General features: G+C 63.1%; 20 protein-coding genes. 10 read left to right on the top strand and 10 right to left on the bottom strand.

Going from position 1 to position 26252, the window contains the following annotated elements:
- Window positions 1-70 precede the first annotated feature (70 nt).
- From HU737_RS08050 to HU737_RS08040, 3 genes are all read left to right on the top strand, one after another.
- Window positions 71-949 (top strand): helix-turn-helix domain-containing protein, encoded by an 879-nt coding sequence (locus tag HU737_RS08050; protein WP_186553408.1) that lies wholly within the window; start codon window positions 71-73, stop codon window positions 947-949.
- Window positions 950-1018: 69 nt separating this feature from the next.
- A complete protein-coding gene (locus tag HU737_RS08045) occupies window positions 1019-1423 on the top strand; it encodes a MerR family transcriptional regulator (protein WP_186553409.1) in 405 nt (134 codons plus the stop codon).
- Window positions 1424-1443: 20 nt separating this feature from the next.
- The gene (locus HU737_RS08040; RefSeq protein ID WP_186553410.1) at window positions 1444-2343 is read left to right on the top strand and encodes a hydroxymethylglutaryl-CoA lyase; all 900 of its coding nucleotides are present in this window, start codon (window positions 1444-1446) and stop codon (window positions 2341-2343) included.
- A 535-nt stretch (window positions 2344-2878) separates the two neighbouring features.
- Here the strand turns inward: HU737_RS08040 and HU737_RS08035 are convergent.
- Window positions 2879-3409, bottom strand: coding sequence for an MgtC/SapB family protein (locus HU737_RS08035; protein ID WP_186553411.1), 531 nt, complete (start codon window positions 3407-3409; stop codon window positions 2879-2881).
- A gap of 141 nt (window positions 3410-3550) precedes the next feature.
- Between HU737_RS08035 and HU737_RS08030 the strand changes: the two genes are divergently transcribed.
- The 5 genes from HU737_RS08030 (at window position 3551) to HU737_RS08010 (ending at window position 10646) form a co-directional block, all read left to right on the top strand.
- Window positions 3551-3790, top strand: a complete 240-nt coding sequence (locus HU737_RS08030) for a DUF3203 family protein (RefSeq protein WP_186553412.1) — start codon at window positions 3551-3553, stop codon at window positions 3788-3790.
- A 120-nt stretch (window positions 3791-3910) separates the two neighbouring features.
- Window positions 3911-5320, top strand: coding sequence for a cytochrome c oxidase accessory protein CcoG (gene ccoG / locus HU737_RS08025; RefSeq protein ID WP_186553413.1), 1410 nt, complete (start codon window positions 3911-3913; stop codon window positions 5318-5320).
- 39 nt (window positions 5321-5359) lie between these two features.
- Window positions 5360-6769: a GntR family transcriptional regulator MpaR gene (gene mapR, locus HU737_RS08020; protein ID WP_186553414.1), complete on the top strand. Its 1410-nt coding sequence runs from the start codon at window positions 5360-5362 to the stop codon at window positions 6767-6769.
- Between the two features lie 57 nt (window positions 6770-6826).
- Window positions 6827-8890, top strand: coding sequence for a PAS domain-containing protein (locus tag HU737_RS08015; protein ID WP_186553415.1), 2064 nt, complete (start codon window positions 6827-6829; stop codon window positions 8888-8890).
- 43 nt (window positions 8891-8933) lie between these two features.
- A complete protein-coding gene (locus HU737_RS08010; protein ID WP_186553416.1) occupies window positions 8934-10646 on the top strand; it encodes an ATP-binding protein in 1713 nt (570 codons plus the stop codon).
- Window positions 10647-10658: 12 nt separating this feature from the next.
- Here HU737_RS08010 and HU737_RS08005 read toward each other — a convergent pair whose 3' ends face one another.
- From HU737_RS08005 to HU737_RS07980, 6 genes are all read right to left on the bottom strand, one after another.
- Window positions 10659-11405 carry an SDR family oxidoreductase gene (locus HU737_RS08005; RefSeq protein ID WP_186553417.1) on the bottom strand — a complete coding sequence of 249 codons (747 nt, stop codon included), beginning with the start codon at window positions 11403-11405 and terminating at the stop codon, window positions 10659-10661.
- A 58-nt stretch (window positions 11406-11463) separates the two neighbouring features.
- The gene (locus HU737_RS08000) at window positions 11464-12999 is read right to left on the bottom strand and encodes a DHA2 family efflux MFS transporter permease subunit (RefSeq protein WP_186553418.1); all 1536 of its coding nucleotides are present in this window, start codon (window positions 12997-12999) and stop codon (window positions 11464-11466) included.
- Window positions 12996-14189, bottom strand: coding sequence for an HlyD family secretion protein (locus HU737_RS07995; RefSeq protein ID WP_186553419.1), 1194 nt, complete (start codon window positions 14187-14189; stop codon window positions 12996-12998). Before HU737_RS07995 ends, HU737_RS08000 begins: the two co-directional genes overlap by 4 nt.
- A 30-nt stretch (window positions 14190-14219) precedes the next feature.
- Window positions 14220-14693, bottom strand: coding sequence for a MarR family winged helix-turn-helix transcriptional regulator (locus tag HU737_RS07990; protein ID WP_186553420.1), 474 nt, complete (start codon window positions 14691-14693; stop codon window positions 14220-14222).
- 101 nt (window positions 14694-14794) lie between these two features.
- Window positions 14795-15433 (bottom strand): response regulator transcription factor, encoded by a 639-nt coding sequence (locus HU737_RS07985; RefSeq protein WP_186553421.1) that lies wholly within the window; start codon window positions 15431-15433, stop codon window positions 14795-14797.
- 14 nt (window positions 15434-15447) lie between these two features.
- Entirely contained in the window at window positions 15448-16854 is a 1407-nt protein-coding gene (locus HU737_RS07980; protein ID WP_186553422.1) for a sensor histidine kinase, read from the bottom strand.
- Window positions 16855-17047: 193 nt separating this feature from the next.
- Here HU737_RS07980 and HU737_RS07975 point away from each other — a divergent pair, with 193 nt between their 5' ends.
- A complete protein-coding gene (locus tag HU737_RS07975) occupies window positions 17048-18670 on the top strand; it encodes an acyl-CoA synthetase (RefSeq protein WP_186553423.1) in 1623 nt (540 codons plus the stop codon).
- Between the two features lie 16 nt (window positions 18671-18686).
- A complete protein-coding gene (locus HU737_RS07970; RefSeq protein WP_186553424.1) occupies window positions 18687-20456 on the top strand; it encodes an acyl-CoA dehydrogenase C-terminal domain-containing protein in 1770 nt (589 codons plus the stop codon).
- A gap of 67 nt (window positions 20457-20523) precedes the next feature.
- Here HU737_RS07970 and pgm read toward each other — a convergent pair whose 3' ends face one another.
- The 3 genes from pgm to HU737_RS07955 all read right to left on the bottom strand — a co-directional run bounded on the left by pgm (window position 20524) and on the right by HU737_RS07955 (window position 26158).
- On the bottom strand, window positions 20524-22161 hold the full coding sequence (pgm, locus tag HU737_RS07965) for a phosphoglucomutase (alpha-D-glucose-1,6-bisphosphate-dependent) (RefSeq protein WP_186553425.1): 1638 nt from the start codon (window positions 22159-22161) through the stop codon (window positions 20524-20526).
- Window positions 22162-22247: 86 nt separating this feature from the next.
- Complete coding sequence (locus tag HU737_RS07960; RefSeq protein WP_186553426.1) at window positions 22248-24509, bottom strand: ATP-dependent DNA helicase; 2262 nt, start codon at window positions 24507-24509, stop codon at window positions 22248-22250.
- Window positions 24506-26158: a VRR-NUC domain-containing protein gene (locus tag HU737_RS07955; RefSeq protein ID WP_186553427.1), complete on the bottom strand. Its 1653-nt coding sequence runs from the start codon at window positions 26156-26158 to the stop codon at window positions 24506-24508. The genes HU737_RS07960 and HU737_RS07955 overlap by 4 nt, the downstream gene beginning before the upstream one ends.
- Window positions 26159-26252: the final 94 nt, after the last annotated feature.

The following is a 26252-nucleotide window of genomic DNA, read 5'->3' as shown; positions in this document are numbered from 1 at the left end:
AAAAAGTGTGCTATCCAATGGATAACCTGCACTTTTACAAAATTAGTTCGATTAACGGACAGGCGTTGCGATGAAAACCAGCCTTGGCGGCGTGCCGCTGTTTCAGCTTTATGGCGAAAACCAGGCCTGGCCCGGCACCGACCTGTTGCACTGCGAGTCGATTCCCGCGCGTAGCCGCCTGCACCACTGGGAAATCAAGCCACACCAGCATGCCGACCTGTTCCAGTTGCTGTACGTCCAGCGCGGTCAGGCGCAGGTCGAGATCGAAGGCCAGCGCCGCCAGATCAGCGAGGCGGCGCTGCAAGTGGTGCCGCCACTCACCGTGCATGGCTTTCGCTTCAGTGCCGACATCCAAGGCCACGTGCTGACCTTTGGCCCGGCCCTGGTGGCAGATGTGGAACAGCGCCTGGGGGCGCCACTGGCTGTGCTGACCGCGGCCGGGTGCTACCCGCTGGGCAGGGACCGTCACCACGTGCACGCACTGATCGCCACGCTGCAACAGGAGTACCAGGGCAATGCGCCGGCCCGTGGGGCGATGTTGCAGGCGCTGGTCACCGCGCTGATGGTGTGGATCAGCCGCCGCCAGCAACTGGGCCAGGCACCACGCAATCGTGACGAGCGTGATCAGCAGTTGCTCGGCCAGTATCTGCGCCTGGTCGAGGCGCATTATCGCGAGCATTTGTCGGTAGAGACGTTCGCCACGCGCTTGGGCATTACCAGCCTGCAGCTTAATCAGCTGTGTCGCGAGCTTACTGGCCAGAGCGCCTTGCAAGTGATTCATCAACGCCTGCTGCTCGAGGCGCGGCGCAGTCTTGTGTACACGCGCATGAGCATTGGCCAGCTGTCGGACAGCCTGGGGTTCAGTGATCCGACCTACTTTGCGCGGTTCTTCAAGCGCTTGAGTGGGAAAACGCCCAATGGCTACAGGCGCTCGCTGCAGGGCCACTGAATGGGTGATGGCTTGACGTAAACGTCAACCTGCCTTTAGCTTACTGCTATTCATCTTCCGAGCCCGAGCATGAGCAGCCAGACCTACAGTATCTCCGACCTGTCCCGCGAGCTGGACATCACCACCCGCGCCATCCGCTTCTACGAGGAGCAGGGTTTGCTCAGCCCCGAGCGTCGTGGCCTTGAGCGCATCTACACGGCGCGCGACAAGGTCACCCTCAAGCTCATCCTGCGCGGCAAGCGTATCGGCTTCTCGCTGGCCGAGTGTCGCGAACTGATCGAGCTGTACGACCCCAGCGGCGGCAACTTCAAGCAGCTCAATAGTATGCTTGCCAAGATCGCCGAACGCCGCGCCCAGCTTGAGCAGCAGATGCTCGACATCCAGCAGATGCACCTGGAGCTGGACACCGCTCAAGAGCGCTGCGAACAGGCCCTGGCCGCCACGCTCAATACCCCGCACAACGCCAACCGTTGATCCGCCACAGGAACCTTGCCATGTCATTGCCCAAGAACGTCCGCCTGGTCGAAGTCGGCCCGCGTGACGGCCTGCAAAACGAAGCCCAGCCGATCAGCGTCGCCGACAAGGTGCGCCTGGTCGATGACTTGACCGAGGCTGGCCTTCGCTACATTGAAGTCGGCAGTTTCGTCTCGCCCAAATGGGTGCCGCAAATGGCAGGCTCGGCCGAGGTGTTCGCCGCCATCCGCCAGCATCCAGGAGTTACCTACGCGGCCCTGGCGCCGAACTTGCGCGGTTTTGAAGATGCGCTGGCAGCTGGGGTAAAAGAGGTAGCGGTGTTTGCTGCTGCTTCCGAGGCCTTCTCCCAACGCAATATCAGCTGCTCGATCAGCGCAAGCCTGCAGCGTTTCGAACCCATCATGGACGCGGCGCGCAGCCACGGCGTGCGCGTGCGCGGCTATGTTTCCTGCGTACTCGGCTGCCCTTATGAAGGCAAGGTCAGCGCCGAACAGGTCGCGCCGGTGGCCAAGGCGCTGCATGACATGGGCTGCTATGAGGTGTCGCTGGGGGACACCATCGGTACCGGCACCGCCGGTGACACTCGGCGTCTGTTCGAAGTGGTCGCCGCACAGGTGCCGCGTGAGCAACTGGCTGGACACTTCCATGACACCTACGGTCAGGCCCTGGCCAACGTCTACGCCAGCCTGCTCGAAGGCATCCAGGTGTTCGACAGCTCTGTGGCCGGCCTTGGCGGCTGCCCTTATGCCAAGGGTGCGACCGGCAACATCGCCACTGAAGACGTGTTGTACCTGTTGCAGGGCCTGGGCATCGAAACCGGTATCGACCTGGACAAGCTGATCGCCGCCGGTCAACGCATCAGCCAGGTGCTGGGCCGTGCCAACGGCTCGCGGGTGGCCCGGGCACGCAGCGCACAATGAGTCACACTAATGTCATCAATGTGTGGGCCTGGTGTTACCGCTCCCACACTTGCCAGCAATAAATCGGGTAACAGGGAAACATTTCGACAGATTTTCCCGAGCGCCGCTCATCACGAAAAACATCAAGCCTTTGATTTTAAAGGGTTTTACAAAGTTGGCACGGCACCTGCTTTATCTCTGGCATAACAAGAACAAAAACGAGACACCCAATAAAAACAACAGGTAACGGCTCTGACATAACAAGAACAACACGGCAGAGGCGTAGCAAGCAGATTTTTTTGGAGTAGACGTGCCTTCCAGGGGGTTTGCCCCGCGGCCTGACACAGAACAATAAAACTACCTTCAGGTAGCAACGGTCAGGATCGGATCAGTCATGATGAAAGCAGGTCAGCGCTCAAAAAAATACGTTTGCTCTTGACCCCGGATGGGGGTCGGCTCGCAACACCAAGACAGGCTTACAAAAACAACAAAAAGCCAGTCTTCAATAATAAAAAAAGAGCAGGCAGCAACGATTTGAGGGGAGCTTCGGCTCCCCTCAGTGCTTCTCACTGCCCTCCTCCTGCTGCTTCTCGTCATTCTCGCCCTCGACTTTGTCTACCAACATCGGCATCGTCGCCAACACCAGCAGCGCCAGCACCGTGCTAATCAGCGCCGTCGCTTCACGCCCCATCCCGGCCGCCGTGCCAATCGCTGCGGTCATCCATAAACCCGCTGCGGTGGTCAGCCCTTTGACATGGCTGGTGTCCTTGCCATTGCCCTTGAGAATAGTCCCCGCGCCAAGAAAACCGATCCCCGCAACGATGCCCTGAATCACCCGGCTCAAGGCCTGCTCATCAGCCCCGGCCATGCTCGGTGCCAGCACGAACAACGCCGCGCCCATCGACACCAGCATGTGTGTACGCACCCCTGCCGACTTGCCCTTGTGCTCGCGCTCGAAACCCAGCACCGCGCCGAGCATCGCTGCCATCAGCAAGCGCAGGAGGATCCGCGTCACTTCTTCTTCGTTGGTGACATCGGCGAACTCGGCCTGCACGGTTTGCCAGATCTTTTCCCAGCCACTGTCCATCGAGACTCTCCGCTGCCAATCCACTAGAAGATTGACCTGCGCGCACCTGACTAAGTGCAATGCGCTCCGCTGGACGGAACGATGCAGCAACCGGCGCGCCGCTGAGGTCACAACCAATGACCCCACCTGGAGGAACTCATCATGCCTGTCGAAGTGAACGAAAGTACCGGCCATTGCACCCTGATTGGCGATCATGCGCGCATTGAGGGCACAGGGCCCGAAGTCGAGATCTTCACCGATGAGCAGTTGCGCATGTCGGTCGCGGTGCTCGCCGGAGAGCGCGTGCCAATCACCGAAGCGGAGGCCGATGCGTTGACGGTGGTAGGTGCGGTGGATAGCCGCAGGCATCTGAAAGCCAGCGAGCCAGGCTCGGTAATCTGAGGGCTGGAGGGCCACTGCCGATAATCTGATACGGTTTTTATCACGCTAGCTGAGTCTGTGCTGAAAACAGACCGAGGGCCATAGTGCCCGGGTCCGATGAAGCCTGATGAGCAACGCGACATGAGCGAGAAAATTGCCTACCGAGTTATCGAAGTGACCCCGCCCGCCGTCAACAAGAGCAAAAGCCACAGCGACGGCGCTATCCACACCCGCAGCTTCACCGGCCTGTACCGCAACTTGCGCATCGGTTTTGCCGGCTTGCTGTTCGCCCTGTTCTTCGGCACAGCCTGGCTGAACTGGAACGGTCGTCAGGCGGTGCTGTGGGACTTGGCTGAAAGCAAGTTCCACATCTTTGGCACCACCTTCTGGCCGCAGGACTTCATCCTGCTGTCGGCGCTGCTGATCATCTGCGCCTTTGGCCTGTTCGCCATCACCGTGTTCGCCGGGCGCGTTTGGTGCGGCTACAGCTGCCCGCAAAGCACCTGGACCTGGCTGTACATGTGGTGTGAAAAGATCAGCGAGGGCGATCGCAACCAACGGATCAAGTTGGCAGCCGCGCCGTGGAGCCTGGAGAAAATCGGCCGACGCACGCTCAAACACACGCTGTGGCTGGCTATTGCGGTGATGACCGGGTTGACCTTCGTCGGCTACTTCACACCGATCCGGCCATTGGCCGCAGAGCTGTTCACCTTGCAGTTGGGCGGCGTCGCGCTGTTCTGGGTGCTGTTTTTCACCGGGGCTACCTACCTCAACGCAGGTTTTCTGCGCGAAGCGGTGTGCATGCACATGTGCCCGTACGCCCGCTTCCAGGCGGTGATGTTCGATAAAGACACCTTGGCCGTAGCCTACGATCCGGCGCGGGGCGAGTCGCGCGGCCCGCGCAAGAAAGGCAGCGAGCCTCGCGCACAGAACCTCGGTGACTGCATCGACTGCACCCTGTGCGTGCAAGTCTGCCCCACCGGCATCGATATCCGCGAAGGCCTGCAGATGGCCTGCATTGGCTGCGCCGCCTGCATCGATGCCTGTGACGAGGTGATGGACAAGATGGGCTACGCCCGCGGACTGATCGGCTACAAGTCCGAGCACACCCTGCAAGGGGGTGTCACCCATTGGCTGCGTCCGCGCCTGCTCGGCTATGCCTGCGCGCTGGTGGTGATGATCGGCGCGCTGGTACTGGCCTTGCAGTGGCGACCGATGGTCTCGTTGGACGTGATCAAGGACCGCGGCCTGTTCCGTGAAAACGCCCTGGGGCAGATCGAGAACATCTACCTGCTCAAGGTCATCAACAAGACCCAACAAGCCCAACGCTACCACCTGCGCCTGGTGGATGCCGACGGCTTCGAGCTGCACGGCAAGACCGAGTTCACCATCGCTGCTGGCGAAATGAGTGAGATGCCAGTGTCGGTGGCCCTGCTTGCCGAGCGCCCGACCAGCAGCTCACAAGACCTGGTATTCCAGGTCCAGGACAGCGACCAAGCCGAGGTCAGCAGCACTGCGCGCAGCCGTTTCGTCGCGCCGTTGAACCGCTGATCCCTTACACTGACCCATTACCTTGCCTGCCAAAACATAATGAAACGTTACGAACGATTCGCCGATGACATTGCCGAACTGATCCGCTCCGGGGTGCTCGGCCCCGGCCAACGGGTACCCTCGGTGCGCTACGCCAGCCAGACCCACGGCGTCAGCCCCTCCACGGTGTTCCAGGCCTACTACCTGCTGGAGCGCCGCGGGCTGATCCGCGCCCGGCCGCGCTCAGGGTATTTCGTCAACGCCCATGCCCCACGCCAGTTCAGCGAGCCGCAAGCGTTGCAGCCGGTCAGCGAATCGACTGATGTCGACGTCAGCGGCCTGGTGTTTTCCATTCTCGATTCGATCAAGGATCCGCACACCATCCCGTTCGGCTCGGCTTTCCCCAGCCCCACCCTGTTTCCGCTACAACGCCTGGCGCGCTCGCTGGCCAGTGCCAGCCGCGCCATGGACCCACGCATGGTGGTCACCGACCTGTCGCCGGGCAACCCGCAGCTGCGCCGACAGATTGCCCTGCGCTACATGGTCGGCGGCCTGATGCTACCGATGGAAGAGCTGCTGATCACCAATGGCGCCCTGGAGGCGCTGAACCTGTGCTTGCAGGCGGTGACCGAACCCGGCGACCTGGTGGCAATCGAGGCGCCCGCGTTCTATGCCTGTTTGCAGGTGCTGGAACGGCTCAAGCTCAAGGCGGTGGAGATCCCGGTACACCCACGCGAAGGCATGGACCTGGGCGTGCTGGCGCAAACCTTGGACAAGCACCCGGTCAAGGCCGTGTGGTGCATGACCAACTTCCAGAACCCGGTGGGCGCGAGCATGCCTGATGCCAAGAAACAGGAGCTGGTCGAACTGCTGCGCCGCCACCAGGTGCCGCTGATCGAGGACGATGTCTACGCCGAGCTGTACTACGCGCAGCAAGCACCAAAACCTGCCAAGGCCTACGATACCGAGGGGCTGGTGATGCACTGCGGCTCGTTCGCCAAAAGCCTGGCCCCGGGCTACCGCATCGGCTGGGTCGCGGCCGGGCGCTTTGCGCAGAAGATCGAACGGCTCAAGCTGATGACGTCGCTGTGCGCCTCGATGCCGGCCCAGGCGGCCATTGCCGACTACTTGCAACATGGCGGCTATGATCGCCATCTGCGCAAACTGCGCTACGCCCTGGAAGGCCAGCAGGCCAGCATGCTGGCGGCAATCGCCCGGCACTTTCCGGCGCAGACGCGCGTCAGTCAGCCCTCAGGGGGTTATTTCCTATGGCTGGAACTGCCCGAACAGATGGACGCGCTGAAACTGTTCCACCTGGCCCTGGCCCAAGGCATCAGCATCGCCCCCGGGCCGATCTTCTCGCCAACCGGGCGCTTCGCCAACTGCATCCGCCTGAACTATGGCAGCCCATGGGCGGACAGCTCGGAACAGGCCATGGAAACCCTGGGGCGTATCGTAAGGTCGTTCTAGCTTAAGGGGGTCGAGCAGGCTACAGTTGCGCCGTGATGCCTTGCGCAGGATGCCCGCATGCCCGACGCCGAACTGCACGCCTTGCGTCAGCAGCTACAAGCGCTTGAACGCCGCAACAGCGAACTCGAAGCACAACTGGCGCTCAGCCAGAACCTCGACGACGGCCTGTACCGCTTTTTGTTCGACACCATGGACGAAGGCTTTTGCATCATCGAGTTCTTCGATGGCCCCCACGGGCCATTGAGCGACTACGTGCACATCATGGCGAACGCCGCCTATGCCAAACATGCCGGGATTGCCAACGTGGTCGGGCAGAAGTTGCGTGAAATGGTGCCTGATGAGGCTGATGACTGGATTGCACGCTATCGGCCAGTGCTCTACAGCGGAGAACAGCTGCACTTCGAACAGGAGTTGATCGCCACCGGGCGCGTGCTGTCGATTACCACGTTTCGTATCGAGCCTGCGCACAAGCGCCAAGTGGCCGTGCTGTTCAAGGATATTACCGAGCGTCACCGCGCCGAACACGCGCTGCAAGCATTGAATGCACAGCTTGAGCATCGCTCCAGCACAGCGCTGGCTGAACGGCGGCTATTCGCCGAGCTGGTCGATCACAGTATCGCCAATGTGCATGTAATCGATATGGGCCTACGCTGGCTGGCCATCAACCGAACAGCCAGGCTCGAGATTCTCCAGCTGTACGGCCGCGTTCCGCAGGTTGGCGACTACATGCCGGATGTCATGCGCGAGCACGCCATCGATAGTCAATTGATCCTACCGATGTGGCAACGGGCGTTGGCGGGTGAGCGCTTCACTGCGATCGAGGCCTTCGGCGAGGGAGCGCACCGACGCCATTTCGAACTGCATTTCCATGCCCTGCGCGATCAGGCCGGCGCTGTGCAAGGTGCCTATCTGTTTGCCTACGACATCAGTGAACGCATGGAAGACCAGCAACGCTTGCTGCAGGCCGAGCAAGCCCTGCGCCAAGCGCAAAAGATGGAAGCTGTGGGCCAACTCAGTGGAGGTGTTGCCCATGACTTCAACAATCTGCTGGGAGGCATTCTCGGCGCTCACGAACTGATTCAACAACGCCTTGAAAAGGGCAGCTACGATGATTTGGCCCGTTTGCTGGAGACCGCCAACGGCTCTGCCCACCGCGCATGTGCCCTGGTCCATCGCTTGCTGGCCTTCTCACGCAAGCAAACCTTGCAACCCCAGCCTACCGACGTGGGCCGGTTGATCGATGGCATCGAGGAATTACTGCGCCGCAGCATCGGTCCAGGCATCGAATTGCGCAGCCGTTTCAGTCAAGAGCTGTGGCCAACCTTCATTGATCCGCCACAGCTGGAAAGCGCCTTGCTCAATCTCTGCATCAATGCCCGCGACGCCCTGCCCATGGGTGGGCTGATCACTGTACGAGGTGAGAACATCGCGCTTGATCATGATCGAGCCCGCCCGCTTGATCTGTATGCGGGTGATTATCTGTGCCTGGCAGTCGAAGACAACGGCCACGAGATGTCAGCCGAAGTAGCGCAACGGGCCATCGACCCGTTTTTCACCACCAAACCGCTGGGCCAGGGTTCGGGCCTTGGGCTGTCGATGGTCTACGGTTTCGTGCGCCAATCGGGTGGCCAGTTGCGGATCGACTCGCATGCTGAACAAGGCACCTGTGTACGCCTGTTCCTGCCCCGACATGTCGCCCAGATACCACCCTTGCCCTCAACCGTCAGCACTGGCACACGCCCTGCCCCGGCGCAGGTTTCGCAGCAGATCATGCTGGTCGAAGACCAGGCCGCCATGCGCATGTTGCTGTGCGATGTGCTTGAGGAACTTGGTCATCAGGTGTATGTGTTCGAGTCAGGCGCGGCCGCTATCGAAGCACTTGCCCAGGGTATCCGCCCAGATCTGCTGATCAGTGACATAGGCCTGCCCGGTGGAATCAACGGTTACCAGGTGGCGAACGCCTGCAGGGACACGCTCCCGGATACCGCGATTCTGTTCATCACAGGGTATGAGCCGAGCACATTGACCGGCGGCAAGCCGCCAGCTGACGCGCAAATGCTGCTCAAACCTTTCGAGCTTGCCACACTAGCCGAACGGGTAAGCCAACTGTTGCAGGGCTGATTCAGACCTGCCTAGCTCGACCAACATAGGGATGGAGACACGGATGTCGACACAGACGTCTAGCGAACTGAACCACCTGCGCCAACAGCTGATGACCTTGCAGCGCGACAATGCCCGCCTCACCCGCGAAGCTGGGTTGTTTCGCGAGCGCATGCAGGAAGCCGAACGATACCGCTTCTTGTTCGAGACCATGGAAGAAGGCTTTTGCGTCATCCAGTTCATCGACGGCCCCAATGGGCCGATGAGCGACTATGTGCACCTGATGGCCAACCCGGCCTATTCGCGTCACGCTGGCCTGCCTGACGTGGTGGGGCGAACCTTGCGCCAGGTCATCCCGGACGAAGCCGAGGTTTGGCTCAAGCACTTCGGTGAGGTAGCGCGTACTGGTGAGCCGGTCTACTTCGAGCATGACCTGTACGCCACTGATCGCTGCCTGGCCCTCAGCGCGCTGCGCCTTGAACCCGCCGAGCAACGGCTGGTTGCAGTGATCTTTCGCGACGCGACTGCGCGTAAACGTGCCGAAAACGCCCTGCAGAAGCTCAACGAGCAGCTTGAGCAACGCGTCAACCAAGCGATGGCCGAGCGTATAAAAGCTGAAGAGGCCCTGCGCCAGGCACAAAAAATGGAGGCGGTCGGCCAACTCACCGGAGGCGTCGCCCATGACTTCAACAACCTGCTTGGCGGCATCCTCGGCGCACTGGAGCTGGCCCAAGCGCGGCTGGCGGACGAGCGCCCTGATGCCCTGCCTGAGCTATTGCACAGCGCCCACGGCGCGGCCCATCGTGCAGCCGCCCTGGTCCATCGACTGCTGGCCTTCTCCCGACGGCAGACGCTGCTACCGAGCCTGACGTGCGTCGCTGAATTGGTCGCCGGCATGCACGAGCTGATTGGCCGTAGCGTGGGCCCGCACATCCGTCTGCAAAACTGCTGCGCCGCTGACCTCTGGCCGGTACGCATCGATCCACCGCAACTGGAAAGCGCCCTGCTCAACCTCTGTATCAATGCCCGCGATGCCATGCCCGATGGCGGCGACATCGTCATTCGCTGCAACAATATCGAGCTGCTCGAGGCCCAGGCCAAATCACTCGATCTAGCTGCCGGGGCTTATCTTTGCCTAAGCGTGGAAGACAGCGGCCGAGGGATGTCGGCTCAGGTCGTGGCCCGCGCTGTCGAACCCTTTTTCACCACCAAGCCGCTGGGGCGCGGAACCGGGCTGGGCTTATCGATGGTGTATGGCTTCGTACGTCAATCAGGCGGTCAAATCCACATCGACTCCACGCTTGGCCAGGGTACCGTGGTGAAGCTGTTCATACCGCGTCATGTGCCGACGGCAGGGTCGCTTGCAGTGCAGCCTGAGCTGGTCTTGTGCACGACAAAGCCACCTGCCGCAGGTTGCCGGGTGGTTGTGGTAGAGGACGAAGCGGCGATGCGCCTGGTCATGGCCGAAATGCTGGAAGACCTGGGGCATCAAGTTGAGATGTTCGAGGATGGGCCAATTGCACTCAGTGGCCTGCAAGACACATCGCGCCCTGATCTGTTGGTCACTGACGTTGGCCTGCCGGGTGGGCTCAACGGCCGCCAGGTAGCTGACGCACTGCGGGCGCGCTATCCAGGGCTGAAAGTGCTGTTCGTCACCGGCTACGACGAAACCGCCGTGTTGAGCAATGGCGAGCTGGAGCCAGGCATGAGCGTACTGACCAAGCCATTCACCCTCCAAGCCCTGGCCGAACGGGTCGGCCAGATGCTTGAGCAGTGAGATAGCGTGCGCTCAGCGTCCGCCGCTGAGGTCGATAAAGCTGCCAGTGGAATAGGAAGCTTTGTCCGACAGCAGCCAAAGGATCGCCTCAGCCACCTCTTGCGGTTGGCCACCGCGGCCCATCGGCAGCCCAGGCTCGAGCTTGCTGACCCGCTCAGGATCGCCGCTCAGGGCATGAAAGCCGGTGTGGATGTAGCCCGGGCGCACGCCATTGACCCGCACGCCCTCGCCCGCCACTTCCTTGGCCAGGCCAATGGTGAAACTGTCCAAGGCGCCCTTGGAGGCGGCGTAGTCAACGTACTCGTTAGGCGAGCCCAGGCGCGCGGCCATCGATGACACGTTGACGATCGCCCCACCCTGACCGCCATGCCTGCGGGCCATGCGCAGCAGCGCATGCTTGGTGCACAGTATCGGCCCGACTACGTTGGTCTTCATCACTTTGAGCAGACGAAACTCGGACATTTCCTCGACCCGGCTCTGTTGACCAATAGTGCCGGCATTGTTGACCAATGCGCTGACTGGCCCCAGCTCCTGATCGACGCGGTGGAACAGCTGCACCACCTCGTCCTCGACGCTGGCATCGGCGCGCACGGCAATCGCCTCGGCGCCCAGCTCGCGGACCTGGGCCAGGATGCGCTCGGCAGCCTGGTCGTCCGCGTGGTAGTTGATGCAGATGCGATAGCCCTGTTGCGCAGCCAGCAGTGCGGTGGCGGCACCGATGCCACGGCTGGCACCGGTGATGACGATTACCTTGTCCATCCATTCCCCCTTGGAAATTGATGGCACAAGGCTAACGCCTGCCTCACTGGATTGACAACTAGTGCCCTGCCGAAGCCGGCGCCGCCTTGGCGGTGAACGGCGGTTTGGCGAACCACACCAGCAGGATCAACCCGGCAAATATCCAAGTCATCAGGGTGAAGTAGTCGACCGTCGACATCATGTAGGCCTGGCCATTGAGGATCTGCTCAAGCTGCGCATAGCTCTGCGGGCTGGCGCCGCCCAGCTGTTCCAGGGCGTGCCGGGTGGCCGGGTCGTACTGGCTGATGTGCTCGCTCAAGTAGGCATGGTGCTGGTCGGCGCGGCGAATCCAGATCCAGGTGGTCAAGGACGCGGCAAAGCTGCCGCCCAAGGTCCGCAGGAAGGTGGCCAGGCCCGAACCATCGGCAATTTGATGGGGCGGCAGGTCCGACAACAGGATGCTCAAGGTCGGCATGAAGAACAGCGCCACACCAATACCCATGAACAGCTGCACCAGGGCGATATGCTGGAAGTCCACCTCATTGGTGAAGCCTGCGCGCATGTAGCAGCTGGTGCCGATGGCCAGGAAAGCCAGGCCAGCCAGCACGCGCAAGTCGAAGCGGTGCGCGTACTTGCCGACAAACGGCGACATCACCACCGGCAGCAAGCCAATCGGCGCCACGGCCAGCCCAGCCCAGGTGGCGGTGTAACCCATCTGCGTCTGTAGCCACTGCGGCAAAATGAGGTTGATGCCGAAAAAGCCTGCATAACCGCCGACCAGCACCAGGGTGCCGATGCGGAAATTGCGGTGCGCGAACAGCCGCAGGTTGACCACCGGATGGCGGTCGGTCAGCTCCCAGATGATGAAGATCGCCAGGAAGACCAGCGAAATCAGGCTGCCGACGATGATGAACGACGACTCGAACCAGTCCAGGTCGTTGCCCTTGTCCAGCACCACCTGCAATGCACCAACGCCGATGATCAAGGTGATCAGGCCGATGTAGTCCATCGGCTGGCGGCTGGTCACCACGGGCCGACTACGCATCTGCTGACGCACCACGGCGGCGGCGAACAGGCCGATCGGCACGTTGATGAAGAAGATCCACGGCCAGCTATAACTGTCGGTGATCCAGCCGCCGAGAATCGGCCCGGCAATCGGCGCGACCACCGTGACCATGGCCAATAACGCCAAGGCCATCCCTCGTTTGGCAGGCGGATAAACCGCAATCAGCAGGGTCTGGGTCATCGGGTACAGGGGGCCGGCGACCACCCCCTGGAGCACGCGAAAGCCCACCAACTCCGGCATCGACTGGGCAATGCCACACAGGAACGACGCCACCACGAACAGCAGCGTGGCCCAGATGAACAGCTTCACTTCACCGAAACGCCGGCTCAGCCAGCCAGTCAGCGGCAAGGCGATGGCGTTGCTCACGGCAAACGAGGTGATGACCCAGGTGCCCTGCTCGTAACTGACCCCCAGGTTGCCCGAGATGGTCGGCAAGGCAACGTTGGCGATGGTGGTGTCGAGCACCTGCATGAAGGTCGCCAGCGACAGGCCGATGGTGGTCAACAGCAGGCTCGGCGGGGTGAACTGCGCGGGCGCTGGGTTGCTCATCGCTGGGCCGTCTTGCCGCTGGCGCTGTTGTCATGGATCAGCCGGGCGATCAGGTGGTCGGCCTCGACCAGCTGGCGGTCGTACACCTGGGTGGTGTAGCTGGCCTGCTGCGGTGGCTGCTGGGCCAGGGCCGGGCCGCTCTGGTCGTGCAGGTCGACCTCGACCAGGGTGGACAGGCCGATGCGCAGCGGATGCTCCTTGAGCTGCTCGGGATTGAGGTGAATACGCACTGGCACCCGCTGGACGATCTTGATCCAGTTGCCGGTGGCGTTCTGCGCAGGCAACAAGGCAAAGGCGCTGCCGGTACCGGCGCCGAGGCTGTCGATGGTGCCGGTGTACTTGACCTCGCTGCCGTACAAGTCGGCGCTGATTTCCACCGGCTGGCCAATGCGCATCTGGCGCAGTTGGGTTTCCTTGAAGTTGGCATCGATCCACACCTGATCCAGGGGAATCACGGCCATGGTCGCCGTGCCCGGTTGCAGGCGCTGGCCCAATTGCACGGTGCGCTTGGCCACGTAGCCAGTGACCGGCGCCACCAGGATGGTGCGGGCGTGGTCCAGATAGGCCTGGCGCAGGTCAGCCGCTGCCGCCATCACCTCAGGGTGCGAGGAGACCACCGTGTCGTCGATCAGCGCAGTGCTGGTATTGAGCTGCTGACGGGCGTTGTCCAGCGCGCTTTGCGCCGAGGTCAGGTCATCGTGGGCATGGGAGATTTCTTCGGCAGCAATCGCCCCGCTGTCAGCCAGTACCTTGCGTCGATTGTAATTGTCACGGGCCTTTTTCAGCTCGGCCGTACGGCTCTGCAACTGGGCCTTGAGCGCATCGACATTGCTGTACAGCCCACGTACCTCGCGCACGGTGCGCGCCAGTTTGGCTTCAGCGGCCTGCAAGGCCACCTCGCTGTCGGCCGGGTCGAACTGCAGCAGTACCTGGCCGGCATGCACCAGGTCGCCGTCATCGGCGCCGATGCTGGTCACCGTGCCGGTGACCAGTGGGGTGATTTCCACCACGTTGCCGTTGACATAGGCGTCGTCGGTGCTTTCGTGCCAGCGCCCGACCAGGCTGTACCAGGCCCAGGTGCCAGCACCGGCAAGGATCACCAACAGCAGCAAAGCGAGCAGCCACGCCTTGCGCTTGCCTGAGCCCTGGGCTGGCGAGGTGGATGGAGAGGTGTCCGTGGGAGTGGCCATGACAATACCTTGGATAATGCGTAACAGGGATCAACGATCGCCAAAGCGGCGGATCGTCAGGGGGTCGCCAGCGCTGAGCAGCACCTTGGCCAGTAGGCCTTCGAGGGTCTTGAGCTCTTCGGGCTGCAGCACACCGACCAGCTCGTTCATCGCCGCCGCGCCGATCTCAGGCAGGCGGTCGGCCAGCCGTTGACCATCAGCGGTCAAGGCCAGGCGCACTTGGCGCCGATCATCCGGGCAGCGGTTGCGCAGGATCAGGCCTTTGTGTTCGAGGCGATCGAGCATGCGCGTCATCGAACCGCTATCCAGGCCCAGGTAGCGACACAGCTCGGCTGGGGTGTCGACCTGATACTGGGTGACGATGATCAGCACCTTGAATTGCGCGGCGGTGACCCCCTCGCTCTCCAGGTGCCAGTCGAGGATGCGGTCCTTGAGGATTGCGGCGCGGCCCAGCAGCATGCCGATGGCGCAGGTCTGGAAGTTTTCCGGGTTGAAATGAGACATCGGCAGCCGCTCGGACAATTGTGTGAAAATATTACTGCCTAGGCAGTGAATGTCAAAGCTTTGATTAGCGGGCTATGTAAATTAGCCTTCATGCCTGCCAGTTAGTTCACTTCAATTGCGCCCAGCCCCAGCGCCTGCACCTGGCCACAGGCAATCGCCATCCCCACCAACTGCGCCAGGCTGCTGGCCTGCATGCGTTTCATCACCCGTCCTCGATACAGATCGACGGTTTTCACGCTAACCCCCAGTTGCTCGGCGACTTGCCGATTGCTCAGGCCTTGCACCAGCGGGATGAACACGTCGCGCTCACGTGGCGTCATGCCGTCGATACGGGCCTGAATGGCGACCAACTCAAGACTGCCCTGCTGCGCCTGACGCGCGTGGCTCAATGCCGCTTGGACGCTGTCGAGCAACAGCTGCTCGTTGTAGGGCTTTTCGATGAAGTCGCAGGCACCAGCCTTGAACCCCCGTACCACGATCGGTACATCGGCATGGCCGCTGACAAAGATCACCGGCATCAGTACCCCGCGATCACGCAACGCCTGCTGGACCGCCAGGCCGCCCAGGCCAGGCATCCGCACATCGAGCAGGACGCAGGCCGGCTCATCGCCTACACAGGCATCCAGAAACGCCTGGCCACTGCTGAATGGCAACGCCTGCAACCCCACCGACTCGAGCAACCAGACGGTCGAATCGAGCATGCCCTGGTCATCATCGACCACATAAACCTTCGCCTGCATCACTGCCCTGTCCTTCATAGTTTGATCGCCGCCAAGCGGCAGCACAGCACCAAGCCACCCGCCTCCCCCAAGCGCGCCTGCAGGCTGCCGCCAAAGCCTTCAATAAGGCTGCGGCTCATACTCAGGCCCAGGCCCAGACCGTCTGCCTTGCTGGTGGTGAACGGGGTAAAAATATCATCCAGGCGCTCGCAGGCCACGCCCGGCCCTTGATCGCTGACCTCGACCTGCAGCCAGTCGCCCTCGCGGCGCGCCGCCAGGACGATACGCGACGGCTGGCCCCGACGCTGCTCACGGTTGGCGTCGATGGCGTTGCGCAGCAGGTTGAGCAGTACCTGCTCCAGCAGCACCCGGTCGGCGTATACCTGGGGCAAGGTGCTGGGCAGGCGCAGCTCGATCTCGACCTGATCGCGGTCCGCCTCCCACGCGCATAGACGCACCGCTTCGCCGGCGATATCGGCGATCGCCAGCGCCTGCAGGCGACGTGGCCCCTTGCGCAGAAAAGCGCGCAAGCGGCGGATCACCTCGGCGGCGTGGGTCGCCTGCGCAACGATGCGTTGCAAGCCCTGGCCGACCCGATCCCGAGCCTGTGGGTCATGCTCCACCGCGTGCAGGTAACGCTGGCTGGCGTTGGCGTAATTGACCACTGCGGCGAGCGGCTGATTGATTTCGTGGGCAATGCCTGAGGCTAGCTCGCCCAGGGTCGCCAGCCGGGCACTGTGCGCCAGGTTCTGCTGGGCCTCGATGCGCAGGCTGATGTCGCGAGAGACACTGACGATCTCCACCACCGCCCCGGTATAGGTTTCGCGAATCGCCCGGCTGGCGATCTCGAACCAGCGATAGCCGCCATCGGCGTGACGCACGCGGCAGGTCATGAGGTGATAGCCATCCGCGTCCAACGCCGCAGCCGCCTGACGCAGCGCCTGGCGGCGCTCGTGCGGGTGCAGCAGGTTGCGCACCGGGGTGCCGCGCAACTGCTCTGGCCACACCCCAAGCAGGCGAAAGGCCGCTGGAGTGGCATCGAGAAAGCGCCCGTCCGGGCTGTGCCGGGAGATCAGGTCGGTGGTGTTCTCGGTAATCAGGCGGTACAGCCGGCGCGATTGATTGGCTTCGCGCGCGGCGTGGCGCTCGTCGCTGGCATCGCGACAGCGCGCCAAGACCTGCTGGCCACGGGCATCGGGGATGAAGGTCCAGAGCAAGATCCGCTGGCCAACCTGCGCCTCGACCTCGGCAATCGCCCGGTCTTGGCGCAGGCAAGCGCGAACCAGCGCTGCACAATTGGCCGGCAGCCACTGCGCCAGCGCCGGCCCTTGGGCAATCATCGCCTGCAAGGCGCGATTGGCACTGATCAATTGAGCGTTGGCCGCTAGCAGCGCGCTGGGCTGCGGGTCTTTGGCCAGCAACGGTGATGAGGTGTCGTCCACGGCTTGAGCTCGCTTTTTATAGTATTTCTACCATATTGCTATAGTCGATCTTCCAGCTAACATAGCGGTTCGCGTAAAAATGCGACAGGGCAAGCGAGCCATTTTTCGCTGCCCCTTCCCTGATCAGAGCTAACAATCAGCCACCGGGAGCCCAGCGCACAGGCTGCGCCTGCCTCCCACACAGGACCACCGCATGTCGATATTCTCCCAGGGCCTGATGCCCGCTGCTGTCAATCATGTTCCCCTCACCCCGCTGAGCTTCATCGAGCGCACCGCCTCGGTCTACGGCCAATACCCGGCCGTGATCCACGGCGCTATCCGGCGCAACTGGCAGCAGACCTATCAGCGCTGCCGACGCCTGGCCAGTGCCCTGGCCGAGCGCGGCATCGGCCAGGGCGACACCGTTGCGGTGATGCTGCCGAACATCCCGGCGATGCTTGAAGCGCATTTTGCCGTGCCCATGCTCGGCGCGGTGCTCAACACCCTCAACGTGCGCCTGGACGCCGAAGCCATTGCCTTCATGCTGGAACATGGCGAAGCCAAGGTGCTGATCGCTGACCGCGAGTTTCACGCGGTGATCCACGGCGCCCTGGCGCTGCTGGCCCAGCCCCCCCTGGTGGTCGACGTCGACGATCCGGAATACGGCGAAGGCCAACCGGTCAGTGACCTGGACTATGAAGCGCTGCTGGCCGAGGGTGACCCTGAGTTCGCCTGGCAGTGGCCTGAGGACGAATGGCAGGCCATTTCGCTGAACTACACCTCCGGTACCACCGGCAACCCCAAAGGCGTGGTCTACCACCACCGCGGCGCCTACCTCAACGCTATCGGCAACCAGATGACCTGGGCGATGGGCAACCATCCGGTGTACCTGTGGACCTTGCCGATGTTCCACTGCAACGGCTGGTGCTACCCGTGGACCGTCACTGCCTTGGCCGGCACCCATGTGTTCCTGCGTCGGGTCGATCCGCAAAAGATCCTCACCCTGATCCGCGAACACCGCGTCAGCCACCTGTGCGGTGCGCCGATCGTGCTCAACGCGCTGGTGAATATGCCGGATACCGCCAAGGCCGCCATCGAGCACCCGGTGCAGGCGATGGTGGCCGGTGCGGCACCACCGGCCAAGGTGATCGGCGCGGTCGAGGAAATGGGCATCGCGGTCACCCACGTCTACGGCCTGACCGAGGTCTATGGCCCGGTCACGGTGTGCGCCTGGCACGCCGAATGGGACCAGCAGCCGCTGGCGGAGCGTGCACGCATCAAGTCGCGCCAGGGCGTGCGTTACCCAACCCTGGAAGGCTTGATGGTGGCCGACTCGCAGACCCTGCAGCCAGTACCGCGTGACGGCAACACCCTGGGCGAGATCTTCATGCGCGGCAACACGGTGATGAAGGGCTACCTGAAAAACCCCGAAGCCACCGCCGAGGCCTTCCGCGGCGGCTGGTTCCACACCGGCGACCTGGCGGTGTGGCATGCCGACGGTTACGTCGAGATCAAAGACCGCCTCAAGGACATCATCATCTCCGGTGGCGAGAACATCTCCACCATCGAAGTCGAAGACACCCTGTACAAGCACCCCGCCGTGCTCGAAGCCGCAGTGGTCGCCCGCCCGGATGAGAAATGGGGCGAGACCCCGTGCGCCTTCGTCGCCCTCAAGCAAGGCCATGGCGCCACCCGCGAAGCAGAGATCATCGCCTGGTGCCGCGAGCACCTGGCGGCCTTCAAGGTGCCCAAGACCGTGCTGTTCGGCGAGCTGCCGAAGACCTCCACCGGCAAGATCCAGAAATACCTGCTGCGCGACCGGGCCAAGGCCCTCTGAACCGACGAGCTTCGATATGACCGACTACAACGCTCCACTGCGCGACATGCGCTTCGTGCTTCATGACGTGTTCCAAGGCCCTGCCCTGTGGGCGCGCCTGCCGGCCCTGGCCGAACGGGTCGATGCCGACACCGCTGACGCCATCCTCGAAGAGGCGGCGAAGATCACCGGCCAATTGATCGCCCCGCTCAGCCGCAACGGCGATGAGCAAGGGGTGCGCTTCGAAGCGGGCCAGGTCAGCACCCCAGACGGCTTTCGCGAGAGTTGGCACACCTACCGCGAAGGCGGCTGGGTCGGCTTGGGCGGTAATCCTGACTATGACGGCATGGGCATGCCAAAGATGCTCGGGGTGCTGTTCGAAGAGATGATGTACGCCGCCGACAGCAGCTTCAGCCTGTATTCGGCCTTGAGTGCCGGGAGCTGCCTGGCGATCGATGCGCATGCCAGCGAAGCGCTCAAGGCCGCTTACCTGCCACAGCTGTACAGCGGCCAATGGGCCGGCACCATGTGCCTGACCGAACCCCACGCCGGCACCGACCTGGGGCTGATCCGCACCCGCGCCGAACCGCAGGCCGATGGCAGCTACCAGATCAGCGGCAGCAAGATCTTCATCACCGGCGGCGAGCAGGACCTGACTGAAAACATCGTCCACCTGGTCCTGGCGAAATTGCCCGACGCCCCCGCAGGCGCCAAAGGTATTTCACTGTTTCTGGTGCCCAAGTTCTTGCCCGAGGCCGATGGCAGCCTAGGCGCACGCAATGGCGCTCACTGCGGCTCGATCGAGCACAAGATGGGCATCAAGGCCTCGGCCACCTGCGTGATGAACTTCGATGCCGCCACCGGCTTTCTGGTAGGCGAGCCGAACAAGGGCCTGGCAGCGATGTTCACCATGATGAACTACGAGCGCCTGTCGATTGGCATCCAGGGCATTGGCTGCGCCGAGGCGTCCTACCAGAACGCCGCACGCTACGCCAACGAGCGCCTGCAAAGCCGCGCCGCCAGCGGCGCGCAAGCCCAGCAGCGGATCGCCGACCCGATCATCGCCCATGGCGATGTGCGGCGCATGCTGTTGACCATGCGCAGCCTCACCGAAGGCGGTCGCGCCTTTGCCACTTACGTGGGCCAGCAGCTGGACCTGGCGCGTTATGCCGAGGATGCCGGTGAGCGTGAGCATGCCCAGCGCCTGGTCGCCCTGCTGACGCCAGTGGCCAAGGCCTTCTTCACCGACAACGGCCTGGAGAGCTGCGTGCTCGGCCAGCAGGTGTTCGGCGGCCATGGCTACATTCGCGAGTGGGGTCAGGAGCAGTTGGTGCGCGATGTGCGCATTGCCCAGATCTATGAAGGCACCAATGGTATCCAGGCGCTGGATCTGCTGGGGCGCAAGGTGGTGGCCGATGGCGGCCAGGGGCTAGCAGCCTTTGCCGCCGAAATTCGCGCGTTCGCGGTCGATGCGCCCGTGCATCGCGAAGCGTTGCTCGAGGCCTTGGTGCGACTGGAGAACACCACCCGCTGGTTGCTGGCCGGGGTGGCCAGCGACGCCAACCTGATCAGTGCCACGGCGGTGGAATACCTGCACCTGTTTGGGCTGACGGCCTATGCCTACATGTGGGCGCGGATGGCCGCGGTAGCGCAGGCCAAATTGGCTGAAGATGCCGAGTTCTGCGGGGCCAAGCTTGCCTGTGCGGCGTTCTTCTTCGAACGAATCTTGCCGCGGGGGTTGGCGCTGGAGGCCAGTGTGCGGGCGGGGAGTTCGAGTTTGTATGGGATGGAGGCAGGCCAGTTCTAGGTTGAATCATCCGGCCTTATCGCGCGACACGTCGCAGCGATAGGGCCGGAATCGACAAACCGCTCAATCAGGCAATGGCCGCATCCACCAACGCCTGAGCTTCTTCAACCAGCCGCTGCAGGTGCGCCTCGTCGACAAAACTCTCGGCGTAGATTTTGTAGATGTCCTCGGTGCCCGATGGCCGCGCCGCAAACCAGCCATTGCGGGTCATCACCTTCAGCCCACCGATGGCCTGGCCATTGCCCGGCGCATGGCTCAAGACCTGTTCGATCGGCTCACCGGCAAGCTCGGTCGATTTGACCTGCTCCGGCGCCAACTTGCTCAGCAGGGCTTTCTGCCGCGCATCGGCCTTGGCCTCAACCCGCGTGGCAAAGGGCTTGCCCAATGCCTCGGTCAGGTCAGCGTAGGCCTGGCTCGGGTTACGCCCGGTGCGCGCGGTCATCTCCGCCGCCAGCAACGCAGGGATCAGCCCGTCCTTGTCGGTAGCCCACACCGAGCCATCCCGACGCAAGAACGACGCGCCGGCACTCTCCTCGCCGCCAAAGCCCAGCGAGCCGTCGAACAGCCCCTGGGCGAAATACTTGAAGCCCACTGGCACTTCGTACAGGGTGCGCCCCAGTTGCGCGGTGACGCGGTCGATCAAGCCGCTGCTGACCACGGTCTTGCCCACTGCCGCATCACTGCGCCACTGCGGGCGGTGGCGGAACAGGTAGTCGATGGTCACCGCCAGGTAGTTGTTCGGCGCCAACAAGCCATCGGCGGTGACGATGCCATGGCGGTCGTGGTCAGGGTCACAGGCGAAGGCCACATCGAAGCGCTCACGCAGGCCGATCAGGCCCTGCATGGCGTAAGGCGAGGATGGGTCCATGCGAATCTGCCCGTCCCAGTCGACGGTCATGAAGCGGAAGGTCGGGTCGACCTCGGTGTTGACCACTTCCAGATTCAGCTGGTAGTGCTCGGCGATGGCCTGCCAGTAACGCACCCCGGCACCGCCCAGCGGGTCGACGCCCAGGCGCAGGTTGGCGGCGCGGATGACGTCGAAGTCGATGACGTTGGCCAGGTCCGCGACATAGTTGCCGACATAGTCATGACGCTGGGTGGTCGGCGCCTTGAGGGCCTGGGCGTAGTCCATGCGCTTGACCCCGGCCAGGCCTGCAGCCAGCAGTTCGTTGGCCTTGGCCTCGACCCACTTGGTCACGTCGCTGTCCGCAGGGCCGCCGTTGGGCGGGTTGTACTTGAAGCCGCCGCTTTGTGGTGGGTTGTGCGATGGGGTGATGACGATGCCGTCGGCCAGGCCAGCCTGGCGGCCACGGTTGTAGCAGAGAATGGCGTGGGACACCGCCGGGGTCGGGGTGTACTCGTCGTCCTTGGACAGCATCACCTGCACACCATTGGCCGCCAGCACTTGCAGGGCACTGGCCGCAGCCGGTGCGGACAGTGCATGGGTGTCGGCGCCAATGAACAGCGGACCATCGATGCCCTGGGCCTGGCGATACAGGCAGATCGCCTGGGTGATGGCCAGCACGTGGTCCTCGTTGAAGCTCAGCTCAAGGGAGGTCCCCCGGTGCCCGGAGGTGCCGAAGGCAACCCGCTGGGCAACCACGGACGCATCAGGGCGGCCGGTGTAGTAGGCGGTCAGCAGGCGGGGAATATCAACCAGTACGCTGGCCGGAGCCAACTTGCCTGCCAAAGGACTGAGCGTCATGCAAGAACCTCGAGTTCAACGAATGTAGGTGTTTGAACGCGCAGTGTACTGGGAGTTGCAACGCCGTGCGATGGGCCGAGCGGGGATTATTGACTGGCCGTCTGCCACCAGGCGGGAAACATCTGCTGCACCCGTGGCTCGGCGAAGCGCTCGTCGATCAGCAGCAGCACGCCACGGTCGTCATCACCGCGGATAACCCGCCCGGCGGCCTGGATCACCTTGCGCACGCCCGGGTACAGGTAGGCATAGTCGAACCCCGCGCCAAACTGACGACCCAGGCGTTGTTTGAACTGCTCATTGATCGGGTTGACCTGAGGTAGGCCGAGGGTAGCGACAAAGGCGCCGATCAGGCGCGTGCCCGGTAAATCCACCCCTTCGCCGAACGCCCCGCCCAGCACGGCAAAACCGATGCCCTGCCCGTCCGGCACAAAACGCGCGAGAAATGCCTCGCGCGCGGCTTCATCCATACCCGCCGCCTGCTCCCAGCGCGGCAGCTCAGGGTAACGTTCGGCCAGCAGCCCGGCGACCTGCTGCAGGTATTCAAAGCTGCTGAAAAATGCCAGGTAGTTACCCGGCCGGTTGCGATACTGCTCGGCGATCAATTCGACGATCGGCGCCAGCGAAGCCTGCCTGTGCTGATAGCGGGTCGACACTTGGCTGACAATGCGTACATCCAGTTGCTCTGCCTTGAACGGCGCCGCGACCTCAAGCCAAGCAGTGTCACCGGGCATGCCCAGCAGGTCGGCATAGAAATGCCGTGGGCTGAGGGTGGCGGAAAACAACGTGACACTGCGCGCGGCACTCATGCGCGGGCCAAGCAAGCGTGCCGGCACCACATTGCGCAGGCACAAGGTGGCCAGGCGCCGCTTGCGCGGGCCATTGCGCTGGCTGATGTCGAAGATGAAATGCTCATCGAACAGCTCCGCCACCCGGCTGAACTGCAAGGCCTGGTGGAAGAACTGCAACAGCAGCGGGTCGACTTGCGCAGGCGCCTGGTTCAGGCGCTCTTGAATCAAGCCAATGCACTGCTGCAACGCGCTGAGCAAGCCATCGGGCAACCGCTCACTGGCCTGGTACGGCGCATGCTGGTCTTTGTACAGGGCGTTCCACTGGCGGTTCAGCCGATCCAGCGCGCTGACCAACCCTTCAGGCTTGCTCTGGCGCAACGCCTGCAGTTGGCCTTGATCCAGGCTGGCGCTGTACATGCCTCGCCCCCGCTCGACCAGGTTATGCGCCTCGTCCACCAACACCGATACCCGCCACTGGTTGGCTTGGGCCAGGCCAAACAGCAAGGCGTGCGCATCGAAGTAGTAGTTGTAGTCGGCGATCAGCACATCAGCCCAACGCGCCATCTCCTGGCCCAGGTAGTAAGGGCACACGTGATGTTCCAGGGCCACCTCACGCAGCGCCTGGCGATCGAGCAGTGGCCGCGCCCCAGCCGCCTCGCGTGCGCCAGGCAGGCGGTCGTAGAACCCCTTGGCCAATGGGCAGGACTCGCCATGGCAGGCGCTGCCGGGGTGCTCGCAGGCCTTGTCGCGGGCGATCAGTTCCAACGTACGCAAAGCTGGCTGGGGCGTGGCCTGGTCGATCTGGCGCAGGGCATCGAGTGCCAGCGCCCGGCCGGGCGTCTTGGCCGTCAGAAAATACAGCTTGTCGAGGCGCTGCGGCGCCATCGCCTTGAGCTGCGGGAACAGCGTGCCAAGGGTCTTGCCGATGCCGGTACTGGCCTGGGCCATCAGGCAGCGGCCGGTACTCACCGCCTTGTACAAGGTCTCGGCCAGTTGGCGTTGGCCCTGGCGGAACTGCGGATAGGGGAAGCTCAGCGCCTGCAAGCCCTGGTCACGCTCGGCGAGGCGCTGTTCCTGCATCTGCGCCCAGGCCAGAAAACGTTGGCACTGAAGCGCAAAGAAGCGCTGCAACTCTGCCGCCGTGTGCTGCTCGCTGATCACGGTTTGCCGATCGCTGTCGACATCCAGGTAGACCAGCGCCACCTCGACCTCTGCGAGTTGCCGCGCCTGACACAGCAGCCAGGCGTAGACCTTGGCCTGGGCCCAGTGCAGTTGGCGGTGGTTGTCGGGTTGCCGGGCCAGCTCACCGCGGTGGGTCTTGATCTCTTCCAGGCGATTGAGCTGCGGGTCATAGCCGTCGGCACGCCCGCGCACGCGCAAGCTTTCATAGTGCCCTTCGAGGGCGACTTCCGCCTGGTAATCGTCAGCGCGCCGCGCCACCACCCGCCGATGCCCGGCGATGCCTTCCTGGGCGGTGGGCGACGGGGTGAAGCGCAAGTCCAGATCACCGACCTTGGCGCTGAACTCGCACAACGCACGCACCGCCACGCTGTAGCTCATGCCAGCGCCTCACGCCAACGCACGTGGCAGACGGCGACCGGCAGACCGTGCTCACGACAGAATTCAAGCCAGCGCAGCTGGTTGTCCTGCAAGCGATCCCCCGGCCCCTTGACCTCGACCATCAGGTAACGCCCCTGCTCAGGCCAGAACTGAATCAGATCCGGCATGCCGGCGCGGTTGCTGCGGATGTCCTGCAGCAAGCGCATGAAGCACTGCTTGAGGTGCGCGGCAGGCACACAGGCCAGCGCCTGCTCGAGCAACTGCGGGGTGAGCATCTGCCAGAACACGAACGGTGACTGCAGCCCCTGCTTGGCGGCAAAGCAGGCCAGGATGGCCTGGGCATGGCTGCCATCATCCAGGCGCGCCAGGCAGGCCTCGAACAGGGCACTGCGCCGCTGCTGAAAATCTTCGTCGTGCAGGTCCTGAGGGGCCATTTGAAACGGGTGAAAGAATGCCCCCGGCACCGGGGCGAAGATCGCCTCCCAGCAGAGCAGGCCGAACAAGCTGTTGAGCAGCGTGTTCTCCACGTAATGAACCTGTCCACCTTGCTGCGCCAAATGCACGCGCACGGCCTCTTCGACCCCAAGTTCGGCCATCTCTACGGGTAGTTGCAGCTCGATCGGCGTGACCACCGTCGCGCGGCGCCTAGCGGCGGGTGGCCCGCCCAACTTGCGCGTCAGGCGCGGCAGCATGCGCGCCAGCGCCTGCACCTCATGGGCGTTGTCGGGCGCTGCGGCCATCTGCTCGGCCAGTCTCTTGGCCTGCGCCCACTGTTCGCTGCGCTCCAATACCCGCACCTGGCGAATCCGCGCCTCAGGGTGGCGGCTTTGGCCATAGACCTTCAGCGCCAAGTCCCACTCGGCCAGGCGTTCGCACTGCTGGCCGATGCTGAACAGCACCCGCGAGCGGCGCCGCGCCAGCCAGGGGTTGTCGCTGTGCAGGCCCTCAAGCGTGGCCAGCAGCAGAGCGGGCGCCTCGCCCTGCTCCAACCGCTCGGCACACTGGTGCAAGGCCATGGCCAGGTCGATCTCGGCGCGTTGGCGCAGCGCTCGGCTGTCATCGCTGAACGGGACCTTTTCAAAACGCAGCATGCCCAGGTCGGCCAGGACGAAATCCGACCAGTCCTGGTAGAGATTGCCGAAGAACAACAAGCGCAAGCGGTCGCACAAGGGTTGCAGGCGCCAGTGAATAATCTGCACGGGGCTGTCGGCAAACCACTGCGCGAAAGGCCTGGGGGGTAATGACAAGGCCTGCAACTGCGCCAGCAGATCCGGCTTGGCCGCACGCGGGCGGCTCAGTTGCCCAGCGAAGCACTGCACCAGCTCCTCCTTGCGCAGCACGCTGAACAGTTGCTCCAGCGACAAGGGCGCCTGCGTGCTGACCCAGCCCAACGCCGTCAACGGCCGCAAGGCGCAGTGACTGTCACCGATCTCGACATAGTTGAGTTTGTCGCTGCGAAACAGCTCGCCCTTGCGCATGACCATGCGCACCAACAGCGCCTGGGCAGGCTGCTGCAACTGCTCGAACGCGCTGATGAACGCCTGCTCGTGGTCGTCGAGCAGATCGGCATAGCGCAAAGCTACCCACGCCAGGACCTGACGGAAGTTATGCAGATAGTAGAGGGGGTCATCGACAGAATGAGCGATCACGGCAAGAGGTCGGGCAGCGGCAACGAACACTGGTTATACATACAGATATCAGTACCTGGCAAGCGCAGCGCCCGGCCACCTAACGCCAGCGAGC

The sequence above is a fragment of the Pseudomonas urmiensis genome (genome assembly GCF_014268815.2).
Taxonomy (GTDB): Bacteria; Pseudomonadota; Gammaproteobacteria; order Pseudomonadales; family Pseudomonadaceae; genus Aquipseudomonas; species Aquipseudomonas urmiensis.
The sequence above is the reverse complement of the archived record's forward strand: the minus strand, read 5'-3'. Positions and strand labels throughout refer to the sequence as shown.

Coding starts and splice junctions, on each gene's coding strand:
- HU737_RS08050 (WP_186553408.1), top strand. CDS start 71: ATGAAAACCAGCCTTGGCGGCGTGCCGCTGTTTCAGCTTTATGGCGAA.
- HU737_RS08045 (WP_186553409.1), top strand. CDS start 1,019: ATGAGCAGCCAGACCTACAGTATCTCCGACCTGTCCCGCGAGCTGGAC.
- HU737_RS08040 (WP_186553410.1), top strand. CDS start 1,444: ATGTCATTGCCCAAGAACGTCCGCCTGGTCGAAGTCGGCCCGCGTGAC.
- HU737_RS08035 (WP_186553411.1), bottom strand. CDS start 3,409: ATGGACAGTGGCTGGGAAAAGATCTGGCAAACCGTGCAGGCCGAGTTC.
- HU737_RS08030 (WP_186553412.1), top strand. CDS start 3,551: ATGCCTGTCGAAGTGAACGAAAGTACCGGCCATTGCACCCTGATTGGC.
- ccoG (WP_186553413.1), top strand. CDS start 3,911: ATGAGCGAGAAAATTGCCTACCGAGTTATCGAAGTGACCCCGCCCGCC.
- mapR (WP_186553414.1), top strand. CDS start 5,360: ATGAAACGTTACGAACGATTCGCCGATGACATTGCCGAACTGATCCGC.
- HU737_RS08015 (WP_186553415.1), top strand. CDS start 6,827: ATGCCCGACGCCGAACTGCACGCCTTGCGTCAGCAGCTACAAGCGCTT.
- HU737_RS08010 (WP_186553416.1), top strand. CDS start 8,934: ATGTCGACACAGACGTCTAGCGAACTGAACCACCTGCGCCAACAGCTG.
- HU737_RS08005 (WP_186553417.1), bottom strand. CDS start 11,405: ATGGACAAGGTAATCGTCATCACCGGTGCCAGCCGTGGCATCGGTGCC.
- HU737_RS08000 (WP_186553418.1), bottom strand. CDS start 12,999: ATGAGCAACCCAGCGCCCGCGCAGTTCACCCCGCCGAGCCTGCTGTTG.
- HU737_RS07995 (WP_186553419.1), bottom strand. CDS start 14,189: ATGGCCACTCCCACGGACACCTCTCCATCCACCTCGCCAGCCCAGGGC.
- HU737_RS07990 (WP_186553420.1), bottom strand. CDS start 14,693: ATGTCTCATTTCAACCCGGAAAACTTCCAGACCTGCGCCATCGGCATG.
- HU737_RS07985 (WP_186553421.1), bottom strand. CDS start 15,433: ATGCAGGCGAAGGTTTATGTGGTCGATGATGACCAGGGCATGCTCGAT.
- HU737_RS07975 (WP_186553423.1), top strand. CDS start 17,048: ATGTCGATATTCTCCCAGGGCCTGATGCCCGCTGCTGTCAATCATGTT.
- HU737_RS07970 (WP_186553424.1), top strand. CDS start 18,687: ATGACCGACTACAACGCTCCACTGCGCGACATGCGCTTCGTGCTTCAT.
- pgm (WP_186553425.1), bottom strand. CDS start 22,161: ATGACGCTCAGTCCTTTGGCAGGCAAGTTGGCTCCGGCCAGCGTACTG.
- HU737_RS07960 (WP_186553426.1), bottom strand. CDS start 24,509: ATGAGCTACAGCGTGGCGGTGCGTGCGTTGTGCGAGTTCAGCGCCAAG.